The organism is Deltaproteobacteria bacterium (assembly GCA_016180845.1).
In the GTDB taxonomy this organism is placed as follows: domain Bacteria; phylum UBA10199; class UBA10199; order JACPAL01; family JACPAL01; genus JACPAK01.
This window is the reverse complement of sequence record JACPAK010000004.1, coordinates 30,812-43,345: the sequence shown is the minus strand read 5'-3', so window position 1 is coordinate 43,345 and position 12,534 is coordinate 30,812. Positions and strand designations below refer to the sequence as shown.

The window sequence follows — 12,534 nt, the reverse complement described above, 5'->3', positions numbered from 1 at the left end:
GGACTTTTCGGAAGCAGTATCCACTCCAGGCAATCAAGAGCGACCAAGAAATGATGATGAGGAGCCATCCGGTCGTCTTCATAGAGATCCCTCTAACGCCGTATTGGGTACCGAATTCGGGACCGTATCTGGCTTTTTACGGAACGCCTTGAAAACCAAGAGGCCACAAACGGTAATGGTTAAGACCAATACCAATCGAGCGGTAATGATATAAGGGACATTGGTTTCCGGCACACCTTCCATGATAAGGATTCGATAGGCGTCCTGTTTGGCCCAGGAGATCAGGATAAAGAGCAGATAGACCGGCGTGATATATTTTAAGACAAAAAGGAAAAATCTTGGGAGTTTCAGATCCGCCCCCAGATTAATCTCTTCCCACGCGTTTTTAGGACCGAAGATCCAGACGAAAATGATCGTTTCCATGAAGGCAAAGAGGACGACTCCGAGGGTTCCGACCCAAAAATCCATCTCATCCAGATAACCATACCGCAGAAAATAGATAACGAGATGGGCAGCGAGAAACCAGAAGACAGATATTGTTGTCACCGCCTTTTTTCGAGAAAAGCGGAATTCATCCTGAAGAAAGGCAACAGCCGGTTGAGTCATTGAGACGGAAGAGGTGATTCCGGCGAAGAAGAGGAGAATAAACCAAAGGGCGCCGAAGAGTTGTCCCAACGGGAGTTTCTGGAAGATCAGGGGCATTGCCTGAAAGCCAAGGTTAAAGGCGCCTCCCTTCGCAATCATTGCCGTTGCGGTGAGCCCGAAAAAGGCGACCGCAATCGGTATTGCGATAGAACCGCCAATGATCACCTCCGCCACTTCATTGGTGAGAGAGGCGCTGAGTCCGTTCAGAACGATGTCATCTTTTCTCTTGAGATAGCTCGCGTAGGTATGGATGCACCCGAATCCGACCGAGAGCGTAAAAAAAATCTGACCCGCCGCAGCGAGCCAGACCTTCGCCTCGCTCAGTCTCGAGAAATCGGGATTCCAGATAAATCCGAGGCCGTTGATGACTGAGTTTTCGGGTTGTGTCGGATCCGGGGTGCCCAGCGTAAAGACACGGAACATCAGAATAATCGCAAAGATAAAGAGGGTTGGCATCGCAATCTTGCAAAGTTTCTCTATCCCTCCCCGAATCCCATGCCAGAGGACATAGACATTTGCGAGAAAGGTGAGCAGAAAGAACAGATAGGCAGCTCCAATTCCGGAAAAATGGGAAGATGTGCCAATCCCTTGAAAGCTTGAGAGAAAAAGTCCCATCTCCACCGGATCTGTGATCCCAAAATATTTTCCTGAAATCGAGAACCAGGCGTAGGCGAGTGTCCAGGACTCGACATAGACGTAATAGACACAGATGCTGAAGTTGACGACGAGGGCAAAGGAGCCCAAGTATTTCGCGATCGGATTTTTCCAGAGGCGTTGGAACATCCCCGGTGACGACCCATGCCCATAACTCCCACCGTAACGACCGATCGCCCATTCGACCCACATGAGTGGAATGCCGAGGAAGAGGAGGGCGCAAAAATACGGGATCATGAAGGCTCCGCCTCCATTCTGGGCACATTGAACTGGGAATCTTAAAAAATTGCCGAGACCGACAGCGCTACCAGCTACGGCGAGGATGATTCCGACACGAGACTTCCATGTTTCTCGTTGCATCGTTACTACTCAGGGGGAGATACCACTCTCCCCCTGAAACCCCCATTTGTTAAACCAGGATTGCATCGTTTACTCCGTTTGGCCGGACGGAATGAATCCGATCCGGCCAATACTCGCTCACTACCGGCGAATATTGATGAGACCTGGATAGTTACGTTGCATCTAAGTAATTAGAAAATTAAAAACGTTTGAATCGATTGACTTTTTTAGAGGAGATAGGGAGAATTCGAAAAATTGTCAAACAAATTAAGGAGGTTTTATGATTCGAAAGATCCTTGTCGTGGTTTTTGGTCTCGTTATTTTGAGCCCGGTTCTTTTTGCCGCTGAAAAGAAGCTCGATTGCAAGGTTGAGAAGATGTCGTGTGCGATGTGCGAGAAGAAAATCAATCGGACATTGACCGAAGAGGTCCCCGGTGTCCTAAAGTCCGATATCAAGTCGGATGCTCATGGTGGGATAGTCACCATCGATCCTGCGAAGACGACTCCTCTGAAGGTGATGGAGGCGATCAACAAGCTCGGCTTCGAGGCGAAGGAGTGTAAGGCGATTTAGCTGATAGTTTTAGTTACACCTGTTCGGGTAGAAAAACAGTAATTGTCGGAATACCTAAAAAATCCTGATCGTAGGTGGCAATTTTCTTGATGCCGTTCCGGTGCATTACCGCCAAGTGAATGGCATCTCGGCTTGGCATGTGGGGGTGGATTGTCAAGGTCTCCTTGGCATAATCGACGTCGTCAGGAACTATTTCCAGCCACCGAATCGGGAGTGACCGAAAAGCTTCGTAGACCTTGATTCCTTCCATGAGTCTTTGAATAGCGTGGTAACGATGCAGAATTTCTTGCAGGACTTCAGCTGATGAGGCCGCATCAAGCTTGGTATCGTTAATCTTTTTAAGAAAAGAGAGACAGGCCTCTTTTTGAGGGGAACTGTTTCCTGCGGCATACATTGGGATGTTGGAGTCGACAAAGATCAAAAACGCCCCTCCTCAATTTCTTCGAGCATCTGATCAATCGGTGACGCTGGAAGCCTGAGGTCACTTAAGGCCTGAATAGGATCGATCTCCGACTCCACCTTTTTACGTGAGAGTTTTTCCCGGATGATTCCACGGACCCAATCAGAGACACTCTTTTTTTCTAGATGAGCTGCCTTTTTAATTATTGATAATTCCTTTGGATTTAATATTACCTGCAGTCTATGACTCATACTCATGGGTATGAGTATAATATACAATTATAAATAAACAACTGCTTTTTTACACGCGCAACGCAACTTTATTCTTATTTTTCCGAAAAAAAGTAAGGAACCACCATTCCGCGTTCGTCAACGGAATTTTGGGAAAGGAAAATTGATAATGGATTTCAAAAAAATTGGCTTATCGATTCTGGGTCGTTTGGGATTTCCCCCCCACGAAACAGTCATCACCGATTCAGGAATGTCACATCCTGGCTTAGATGTACCTTTGGTTGAAGATCCATATGGCTTATTTCGCAGCTCTGTATCCGCAGATCTTGTTACAGAGGTAGCCGTTAGCCATGATAACTACTCTGTCACGAGAAAGGAACGTGTTATAGGTAAACCTTTTGCTGGATTCGGAGCTGTTAGGCAGGAAGATTGGCAGCTGAATAGACGGTATTCACCTGATGCCAGAACTGGGAATGAATGCGATGTTTTCTTGCAGGCAATATTTGCTCGCAGTGGTTCTGAAAGACTCCCATCTAAGATAATTGTTGAAGATCTATCTTGTAAAGCCTTCATGGACTACTCTGTACGAAATCATGGTACTGCAGAAGATGTTCCTCACAGTATAATTTTCAAAGATTTTCAGATGAATGAGAGACCGACCTTTACAACCTCTGGAATACTTGAGGGTTCAATTGAAGTGACTCCATTGAGGCGTTCGGCTTCGGGGCGGCTATATTTCGAAGCGAGAGGGAAACCTCTTGCCTATTTATTAAGAGCCGAAGATGAAAATCTTTGGTTCAAGATATGGGTGCCAACCCGACCAAGGAGTCTCAAAGAAGCTGTGATCAGGGCGGGGACTACACTCGGAATTGAGCACCCTAAAATTCCTGCTGCGCTCGGAGGCCTTCAGGTGTTTACCAGGGCGGCAATTGTCCCTGCCTTCGTTGTTGCCCTTTATGTAGGACTTTCGTTCTTCGGGCAGGACGACTTGCAGAGTGAAAGTCCGATATCAAGTCGGATGCGCATGGTGGGATAGTCACGATCGATCCTGCGAAGACGACTCCTTTAAAGGTGATGGAGGCGATCAACAAGCTTGGCTTTGAGGCGAAGGAGTGTAAGGCGATTTAAGGAAACAGCTGACAAAACTCTCCAAAGGGAATGATTCGAGCCCGATGCTTCTCGATTTCAACATCCTTTTTCCCCAGATGGACCTGGTAAAATTTTGGGATAGGGGATCGTTCCGCAAAATAGCAAATATTTGGACTCAGTTGAGATTCGCCCGTCTTGCACTCGACAGCAAATATCGGTTTCCGGTTTTTTGACACTACAAAATCGATCTCCCGCTTTTGGGCATCTCGCAAAAACTGGAGTTGCATCTCGTCCCCTTGAGAGTCCTGGAGGAAATGGCACATCTTTAGCAGATGAGAGGCAACAAGATTTTCAAATCGGGCGCTCGGATTTTCACACTGAGACCAATCCCACAGGTAGAGCTTCTTCTCTTTTTTTGCCGTCCTCAAGTGTGGAAGTCCGAACGGAGAAATCCGATAGCAATAATAGATATTTTCCAGGATGAGAATCCACCGCTCTACCGTTTCAAAGGCGACTTGAAGGTCTTGTTTTAAGTTATTCAGGGAGAGGATGGACCCAACTTGGCTGGGAAGGAGATGGACAAGGAGATCCAATTGGGAGATCTCTTTCACCTGCTCAAGACCGATCAGGTCCTCCTGAAGAACCCGTGTGAGCCGTTCTTGTTGCCACCTCTTGTAATGACGCCCGTTCGCTTTGAGAAATGGTTCCGGAAAGCCACCGAAGGAGATTAATTGCTCAAGGTCATCTTCGGTTGAATTTTTTCCCAATTCCGGAAGGGTTAATGGATGAAGACGATAATAATGGTACCTCCCCTGAAGGGAATCTCCTCCACGACGGTAGTAGTCGAGGCGAGCCGAACCGGTAACAAGGAACTGACGTTTTGATTTATACTGATCATAAAAGCCTTTGACGAGATTCCTCCAACCTTTGTATTTGTGAATTTCATCGAGAACGATCAGCTTCTGACCTGATGGAAGTTCCCCCTTGAGGAGGACCTGTTTAACAGGAGGGGAGTCCCAGTTAAGGTACGCGGGGTGGGATTCATCGACATCTCCCAGCAGGTGAAAGGCGACAGTCGTCTTTCCGACCTGTCGGGGACCACCGACAAAGACCATCTTTTCTTTTAAGTCCTCTCGGACCTTCTGTTCGAGATACCGTTTCATATGAATGAATTAGACTGTATGCTATTTTAGTCATGTATAAATTAGAGTCAACCTGAATTATTTAAGGAAACAATCCCCGCGTCAGCATTGCCGTGGAGATCTTGCGGATGGCGATCCGCATTGCCGCCTCTCGCATCCGGACCTTTTCCTCGAGCGACCTTTCATAGACCTCATGGAAGGCCTTCTGCATGATCTCGAAGAGGCGTTGATTCACGTCTTTCTCTGACCAAAAGAAGTTTTGGAGGTCCTGAACCCATTCAAAATAAGAGACAATGACACCCCCTGCATTGGCGAGGATATCAGGGATGACAAAGATATCTTCCTGTTCCTGCAGGATAAGGTCAGCCTCTGTCGTTGTTGGGCCATTCGCCCCCTCGGCGATCATTCGGCAACGGAGCTTTTTGACGTTCTCCTCCGTGATGACCCCGCCGGTAGCCGCCGGGATCAGGATATCGCATTTTAATGTGATCAGATCTCCCCACGGGATCTCTTCCCCCTCCGGATACCCCTTCAGAAATTGATGGGTCATGACATGCTGTTGAAGCGACTCATAAGAGAACCCCTTCTCATTATAGAGGGTCGTTGTATGATCACCGACGGCGATGATCTTGCATCCGATCTTCGAGATCTTTCTTGCCGCGGCATTTCCGACCTGACCGAACCCTTGTATGGCGACAGTGATCTTTTCATTTAATTTCCACTTCAATTTTTCCGCCGCCTCCATGATGCAATAAACAACCCCACGCCCGGGTGCCTCGAGTCGACCGAGTGATCCTCCGATCGCGATCGGTTTGCCGGTGACCACGCCTGGGATCGAGTACCCCTTTACTGAGCTATAGGTATCCATCATCCAGGCCATCACCTGCGCGCTTGTCCCCATGTCGGGTGCCGGGATGTCATGATCGGGCCCAATGAAATTAATAATCTCTGCCGTGTAACGACGCGTGAGCCTCTGGAGCTCCTGTCTTGAGAGGGGATTCGGATCGACGGCAACCCCCCCTTTGGCGCCACCGAGAGGAAGGCCGACCAGTGAGGTCTTCCAGGTCATCAGCATCGCGAGGGCGGCGACCTCACCGAGATTGACACTGCGGTGATAGCGGATCCCCCCCTTGCAGGGGCCGAGGGCATCGTTGTGTTGGACACGATAACCAGGGACAACCCGGACGGACCCATCATCCATCCGGAAAGGAACAGAAACAACCAGCACGCGCTCAGGCCACCGGAGGCGGTTGAAGACATTTTCATCCATCTTCATCCTCTTCGCGACTGTCTCAAATTGGCTCTGGGTGCTCCGAAAAAGTGGCGAATCCCATTCTACCGAGTGTTGGTCAACCATGATTCCTAATCCCTTCTCGCCCTTTTTGAAAAAACCTTGGCGATTTCAAAAATCCCCTGTCGATTCGTTGGTCCGAAGGCAAACCACCCAATGGAGAGTAGCAGATAGAAAAAGGCATAGTAATGACGGGAAACAGGTGATGTAAAGAAGATCTGCGTTGCAAAAAGCACGAGGAGCAACAGGCCTTCGATCAGCGAAAATCTCAAGTTGGAAATCACCACAAAGGCGAAGAGGGACTGGGCCGCAGTCAGAAAAATTTCTTCGGATTGCCTCGCATCAAGTGTCATCGGGAGGATATGGCCTGCGGAGAGATTATACACCAGCGCGAGCATTCCAACCAAGAGCGTCCATTGATTGACCTTTGAAGAAAGCAGGGTTCCGAGGCTCGATGCCGCCTTCGCCCTTAAGGCGAAGAGGATGGCAATAATAAATTCGGGGGATTCGGAGGCGAGGGGGGCAAGCCATTGCACAAGGATAAATTCCTCGATTCCCCAGTGGCGGCCTGTCTCCAAAAGTCCTTCAGCAAAAGGTTCTGCAGAGGTAAAAATCGTGAAACCAGAAAAGAGAAAGAAAAAGATGGTGACCGCGAGGCGTCGTCCCCATGACCATTTAGAAATCGCTATCAGCGGTTCCTCGACTTCGGGCTCTTCATGATGGCTTTGCGTCGTCTGAAAAATATAGACGGCAAAAATACTCAAAAGAAAGATCGAGTCGACCCATGAAATCGTTCCTTTCATCGGTATGACGAAGCAGTAAATGGTCGCAGCCCCCAGGCCAAAAAGCTCAATACGATTACTTGGTTCCAGGACGACCTCTTTCTGTTTTGTCCGGAAGAAATAAGCGAAGGCGACTGTTGCCCATCCCACACCGATCAAGAGCCGATTGGCGCCGGTCATATTCGCGGTAGCGAAATGAATATATTCAGGATTCTTTCCTGCCTCCCAGGCGAAATACATATCGACCGCATACTCGGGTAAGACGGCGATCAAAGCGAGAAAGGCGATCGCAAGCGACTGGGGGATATAGAACTGGGCCAGTTCTGCCCCCCAGGAAAGGATAAATGCCGCACCGAAAATCGCGATTCCTGGCAAGAGGGCAGACCAGGGTGTTGGAAGATGACTCCCGGAAAAACGAAAGAAAACCCATTGAAGGCAAAGAAAAAAGGCGGAGGCGATCAAGAGGGCTGCTTTGGTTGGTTTCATACTGAAATAATTGAAGATTCGTTTAGTTCGTTTTCACTTTCGGCGCAACATATTAATCTCGTTCGTCGATGGTCGGGATGAAATGGCTGGGGGAGACACACCACGCATCTCGGTTCGGCCTGCCTCATTCGAGGTCCCGGAAGAGTCAGCCTCATTCCCCTATGATGAGCCTTCGATTCCTTCAGAGGCGGACTCTTTACCAAGTCAGCCTTCCTCCCAGAGCGATTATAGTTGTGTCAATAAAGGCTCACGTCTGAATGTCTCCGACCTCCAATACTATACCGAACCGGACACGACCGGGATGCTGGGTGGTTCTTTTGCCAATATGATTGGTCCCGGATTTCGACTCACCGGTCAGACAACGATGATCAATATGCTCCACCGCGAGGTGGTGCTGCAGGCGCTTCCCCCGGAGTCCAGACGTTGTGCCCAAGGGATTATTGATGAGGGGGATATTGCCGATCTGAATAGTACCATTGAATGGGAAAAATTTGTGAGGACACAAACAGAACTCGAACAAAACGGTCCTGCGTTCAAGCTGCGCCTCGCCTCGCCAGGGAATCATTGCGTCAAATGGAGGGGGACGTTTGATTCCCCAACCAATTTCGCCGGGGGGATGGCAATCGTTTTCAGGGCCCAGGGGGAAAGTGAATTCAACAAGGATGTTATCCTCCCTGAGCATGGTCATAAGGCGAGAAGACTTTCCAAAGATGTGCTCGTCCGGAGGAAGTTTGAATTCTTTCATGGGAAAAAGACGAAACCTCGCATCACACTCAATGCGAAGACCGATCGTGACTGGTATCGCGGTGTTGATCGGGAAGGAAAGGAGACCGAGGCGAGTTGGCTCGATAAAGAAAGGGTCTTTAAGGATTTTTGGAGAAAGACAAGGACCGGCGAATGGGAGGCGGTCGCTTATCTTCCTGACTATACCTACATCCCACCTCGTGGTGACCCCAAAAAACGCAAGAAAAAACCAGCCTGGGTTCATCTGAGCGTTTTCCTAAAAAATGAAAAGACACTTCCGGACGGAAGGGTCCAACCGACCTACGCGATCGAAATAGAGAAGGAAGGGCATGAAGGGGTTGATATTGATGCCTATCGGCAAAAAATTCTCGAGTCTTTTTATGCCGAGATGTTGAAGCAAAACCCGCTTGCCGTTTTTCAACCTCTGGGAGCGAAGCCGCGGTTTTATACGGAGGTTCTTGATTCAACCAAAAATGACTTTGTGGCGAAGAATCGGGCAGGGGAGAGGGTGATTGGTCGTTGGGAAGATCGGCTGCGGGTTTTTAAACATTTCTGGAGGGAGCAAGAGGATGGGACTTGGGAGGCGGTTGTTTATTTTCCAAAAGGAGGGAGCCAGGCTGAGCAGAAATGGATCCATCTGCAGGCCTACAAGGCAGAAGAGGTCGATCTCGCCTCGGGTCGGCGTTACACCAAATGGAAGATGGCGATCGATACGACGGATGAAACAACCGGTTCCAGTCTTTTAGGTTCATTGAAGGGGCATATCAGCTATATCCAGACCTACCTGATCGAGGCGTTCTATGATGCCCAGACCTCGGGTGACCGGAATGTCGGATTTGATCTCGTGACCCACTATTCGCCGCTTCTAATCCATAATCTGAGAGATTCTGGTTTTAATCGGGTGTTGAGCGATCCGAGGACAAAAATCTACATCCATGGTCACGAACACCACCGCTCCTATTTTGATCTGATGAAGGTTCGTTATGAACCGACGCTCTCTGATTCAACAGAAGTTGCCTATGCGACGTTTGCTGAGGCGAGTGATATCGTCCGCAAAAATCCGCTTCCAGTTGTCGGTGTGCCGTCTGTCATGGATTATCGCACCGAGGTGATGCAGGAGCGATTTTGGGTCAAGCCGGGGACCAATGACCTTGTGACCGAGTTCGAATTTATCGGTGTCGATGAAAAAGCGGTCCCCGGAAGTGGGCCTGAAGTACGTCAGGTGATGGAAGAAGTGGCACCGCTCCTGTTTGATTACCGCCGCGCGCTTGAGAAGATAACGGACAAACAGACTCAGGAGGCATCTCATCCCGAGACAACCTTATATAAGAGGGTTTATCTGATTGGACATCTCTTCCATGGGCTTATTATGAAACAAGGGTATGCCGGGATTACAAAAAATGATGTACTCCATGCCGTCAATGCCAAAGGGGAGACCGCTGTCGAGCTCTATCTTCGTCAGATTGAACTTTCATTGCGGCAAGCGGGTCTGACAGAAGAGGCCAGCCAGCTCGGTGTGACCTATCGAAAATATGCGAAGGAGTTGGTCGCCACGTATGAGGAGGTCTGGTCCAAACGGTACGATAAGAATGGCGGTCCTCTCGATGAAGAGGAGCTTCAGCGGATGAGGGACGAAAAGATCGAAAAGGAGCTGGAACTGAATCTCAATGGGGCGACACTTCCGCTTGTGGCGAAGATCCGGGAACAGCTTGAAACGGAACAGGACCCGATGCGGCGGCACCTGCTCGAGCAGATGTCCCACATGCTTCCGCATCTCTATGGTTTTATGGCGCGCGAGTTTCGGGACTGGATCAACGGATACGAAAGTTTGAAGCGGAAGGATCGACCGGATCACGAGTGGCTGAGCCACATGGATCTTTTTGGTGGGGATCATGCGCGATCCCTCGAATGGTATGGTCAGAAATTTCAACGCGGCACCTGGGCAGCTGCCTTTGGTGTCCATGTCCAGTTGGAGGCGCAGAGGATCGGGTATGAATATCGCAAATATCGTCTTAAGGAGGCATACTCCCATCAGATCCCGGATCGGATCCGTGTCGTCGAACATTTGGGATCAGAGAAGGAAAGATATGTCGATCTCTCCATAGAAATGCCGACGGAGGATGAAATCAAGGAGCGGTCGACGAGTCCCTGGGAGAAATCGCTTCTCCATACCCCGGGCGGTGTTCGGGCACTGCTTCCTCCTCCGCCTAAGAATGGTGAACCGTGGGAAAAATGGGATACAAAGACATGGATCTTGGGGTTTGAGATGGGATCGGGCCAAAGTCGTTTTGGGACCTCCCGTGGACGTCAGGAATTATCTGGATTTAATGGTGGTCCCTACTTTGGTTACGGCCATCTCTGGCGTCTGTTAGATCATGCCTACAGGCCGATGATCCAGGCCTATGGATCCGTTTCGGCCCATTTTATTGGTCAGGTGCGAGAGGGGGAGGTTCTGGTTGTCAATCAGGATGGGACTACCGGTCCAAGCAACAGTTTCAATGCCTCTCTCTTTCGTCTCGATATCGATCTGCCGGTTGAACTGGGAGCAACGATTGGAGATCCCTTGGGTGTCCTGGCAATTCGGGGATTCCTCCTGGGTGGCGCCTCACTGCATGAGGTGGCGGGAGGGGATGGGGGAGGTTCCGATGCCACCGGTCTTCTTGGGGTGGGACTTGGGTTAGAGCTTGCCGGTGGCGTCTTGTCTCTTAAAAAAGACTGGAGATGGTATCCTGATAGTCAAGAGCCAGGGGAATGGGAAAAAGCCAAATATTATGGGATCGAGCTGGATGTGAAACGGTTGTATAAGCTCCTCAGGGGGTCTTCTAAGTAATTTGATTCTTTTTTTCCTTCCTGCTAGAGACTTTTTCCATGATTCCTCGATACAGTCGTCCTCAAATGGCAAAAATCTGGGAGCCGGAGAATAAATTCAAGCTCTGGCTCGAGATCGAGCTCCTCGTCTGTGAGGGATGGGAGCAGTTTGGTCGTGTCCCAAAGGGGACAACCGCCAAGATTCGGAAAAAAGCGACGTTTGAGATCGCACGGATCGACGAGATCGAAAAAAAGGTTCAGCACGACGTGATCGCCTTCCTGACGAATGTCGGTGAGTCGGTCGGTCCCGAGGCGCGTTGGCTCCACTTCGGGATGACCTCTTCCGACCTCCTCGATACCTGTTTTTCCCTGCAGCTTCGACAGGCCTCCGATCTGATTGTCTCTGACTTGAAGGGGTTGATGCAGGTCTTGAAGAGACGGGCCTTCGAGCACAAAGAGACACCGATGATCGGACGGACCCATGGGATCCATGCGGAACCGACCACTTTTGGGTTAAAACTGGCTTCTTGGTACGAGGAGATCAGGCGTCACCTCTTGTGGATCGAGGCGGTCAGAGAGGAGATCTCTGTCGGAAAAATTTCCGGTGCGGTCGGGACCTATGCCCATCTGGAGCCGGAGGTCGAGTCGTTTGTTTGTCGGAAATTGGGATTAACCCCTGATGCGGTTGCCACCCAGGTGATTTCTCGCGATCGTTATGCCGCTTTTTTCTCCAGGCTCGCGTTGCTCGCCTCTTCTTTGGAAAGGATGGCGACGGAGATTCGGCACCTTCAGAGAACAGAGGTTCTCGAGGTCGAGGAGTTTTTTGCCGAAGGGCAAAAAGGTTCTTCGGCGATGCCACACAAACGAAACCCTGTGCTCTCGGAAAACATTTGTGGGTTGGCCCGCCTCGTCCGATCGACGGTTGTTCCAGCACTAGAAAATATCGCCCTCTGGCACGAACGCGACATCAGCCACTCCTCTGCGGAGCGGATATTAGCGCCAGAAGCGACGATCCTCACTGATTTTATGCTTGTTCGTTTCACAAAGATTGTTGACCAACTGCTCGTCTATCCGAAAAACATGAAAAAGAACCTCGAGAAAATGGGGAAACTGGTTTTTTCCGAAGGGGTTCTCCTGAAATTGATTGAGTCGGGTTTAAGTCGTGAGGAGGGGTATCGACTCGTGCAAAGACAGGCGATGCGGTGCTGGGAGGAGGGGGCTGATTTTGAAGAGGCGATCCGGAAAGATCCCGCGATTTCAAAGAGGGTGACAAAAAAAGAGTTGGATCAGGTTTTTGATCTCGATCACACCTTGAGACATGTCGACACAATCTTTAAGAGGGTGTTTGGGTGA

The 12,534-nt window shown here is 49.8% G+C and carries 10 protein-coding genes; 4 read left to right on the top strand and 6 right to left on the bottom strand.

From position 1 onward, the window contains the following. Nucleotides 1–78: 78 nt before the first annotated feature. Nucleotides 79–1,659 (bottom strand): sodium-dependent transporter, encoded by a 1,581-nt coding sequence (locus HYT76_07200; protein ID MBI2083342.1) that lies wholly within the window; start codon nt 1,657–1,659, stop codon nt 79–81. A gap of 259 nt (nt 1,660–1,918) precedes the next feature. Here HYT76_07200 and HYT76_07195 point away from each other — a divergent pair, with 259 nt between their 5' ends. After that, the gene (locus tag HYT76_07195) at nt 1,919–2,209 is read left to right on the top strand and encodes a heavy-metal-associated domain-containing protein (protein MBI2083341.1); all 291 of its coding nucleotides are present in this window, start codon (nt 1,919–1,921) and stop codon (nt 2,207–2,209) included. A gap of 13 nt (nt 2,210–2,222) precedes the next feature. Here HYT76_07195 and HYT76_07190 read toward each other — a convergent pair whose 3' ends face one another. Together HYT76_07190 and HYT76_07185 are read right to left on the bottom strand one after the other, a co-directional pair. After that, the gene (locus tag HYT76_07190; protein ID MBI2083340.1) at nt 2,223–2,630 is read right to left on the bottom strand and encodes a type II toxin-antitoxin system VapC family toxin; all 408 of its coding nucleotides are present in this window, start codon (nt 2,628–2,630) and stop codon (nt 2,223–2,225) included. Next, nucleotides 2,627–2,860 carry a hypothetical protein gene (locus HYT76_07185; protein ID MBI2083339.1) on the bottom strand — a complete coding sequence of 78 codons (234 nt, stop codon included), beginning with the start codon at nt 2,858–2,860 and terminating at the stop codon, nt 2,627–2,629. The genes HYT76_07190 and HYT76_07185 overlap by 4 nt, the downstream gene beginning before the upstream one ends. A gap of 148 nt (nt 2,861–3,008) precedes the next feature. On the opposite strand from HYT76_07185, the gene HYT76_07180 reads away from it, so the two are divergent. Further along, a complete protein-coding gene (locus HYT76_07180; GenBank protein ID MBI2083338.1) occupies nt 3,009–3,875 on the top strand; it encodes a hypothetical protein in 867 nt (288 codons plus the stop codon). An 88-nt stretch (nt 3,876–3,963) separates the two neighbouring features. Here HYT76_07180 and HYT76_07175 read toward each other — a convergent pair whose 3' ends face one another. From HYT76_07175 to HYT76_07165, 3 genes are all read right to left on the bottom strand, one after another. Beyond that, nucleotides 3,964–5,043: an ATP-binding protein gene (locus HYT76_07175; GenBank protein MBI2083337.1), complete on the bottom strand. Its 1,080-nt coding sequence runs from the start codon at nt 5,041–5,043 to the stop codon at nt 3,964–3,966. A gap of 109 nt (nt 5,044–5,152) precedes the next feature. Then, nucleotides 5,153–6,427, bottom strand: a complete 1,275-nt coding sequence (locus tag HYT76_07170) for a Glu/Leu/Phe/Val dehydrogenase (GenBank protein ID MBI2083336.1) — start codon at nt 6,425–6,427, stop codon at nt 5,153–5,155. Nucleotides 6,428–6,432: 5 nt separating this feature from the next. Beyond that, complete coding sequence (locus HYT76_07165) at nt 6,433–7,629, bottom strand: sodium:calcium antiporter (protein MBI2083335.1); 1,197 nt, start codon at nt 7,627–7,629, stop codon at nt 6,433–6,435. Nucleotides 7,630–7,711: 82 nt separating this feature from the next. On the opposite strand from HYT76_07165, the gene HYT76_07160 reads away from it, so the two are divergent. After that, the gene (locus HYT76_07160) at nt 7,712–11,203 is read left to right on the top strand and encodes a hypothetical protein (protein MBI2083334.1); all 3,492 of its coding nucleotides are present in this window, start codon (nt 7,712–7,714) and stop codon (nt 11,201–11,203) included. Between the two features lie 38 nt (nt 11,204–11,241). Continuing rightward, nucleotides 11,242–12,534 carry an adenylosuccinate lyase gene (locus tag HYT76_07155; protein MBI2083333.1) on the top strand — a complete coding sequence of 431 codons (1,293 nt, stop codon included), beginning with the start codon at nt 11,242–11,244 and terminating at the stop codon, nt 12,532–12,534.

Bases quoted from the DNA above. Each gene is read 5' to 3' on its own strand.
- HYT76_07200 (MBI2083342.1), bottom strand. From the start codon at position 1,659: ATGCAACGAGAAACATGGAAGTCTCGTGTCGGAATCATCCTCGCCGTA.
- HYT76_07195 (MBI2083341.1), top strand. From the start codon at position 1,919: ATGATTCGAAAGATCCTTGTCGTGGTTTTTGGTCTCGTTATTTTGAGC.
- HYT76_07185 (MBI2083339.1), bottom strand. From the start codon at position 2,860: ATGAGTCATAGACTGCAGGTAATATTAAATCCAAAGGAATTATCAATA.
- HYT76_07180 (MBI2083338.1), top strand. From the start codon at position 3,009: ATGGATTTCAAAAAAATTGGCTTATCGATTCTGGGTCGTTTGGGATTT.
- HYT76_07175 (MBI2083337.1), bottom strand. From the start codon at position 5,043: ATGGTCTTTGTCGGTGGTCCCCGACAGGTCGGAAAGACGACTGTCGCC.
- HYT76_07170 (MBI2083336.1), bottom strand. From the start codon at position 6,427: ATGGTTGACCAACACTCGGTAGAATGGGATTCGCCACTTTTTCGGAGC.
- HYT76_07165 (MBI2083335.1), bottom strand. From the start codon at position 7,629: ATGAAACCAACCAAAGCAGCCCTCTTGATCGCCTCCGCCTTTTTTCTT.
- HYT76_07160 (MBI2083334.1), top strand. From the start codon at position 7,712: ATGGCTGGGGGAGACACACCACGCATCTCGGTTCGGCCTGCCTCATTC.
- HYT76_07155 (MBI2083333.1), top strand. From the start codon at position 11,242: ATGATTCCTCGATACAGTCGTCCTCAAATGGCAAAAATCTGGGAGCCG.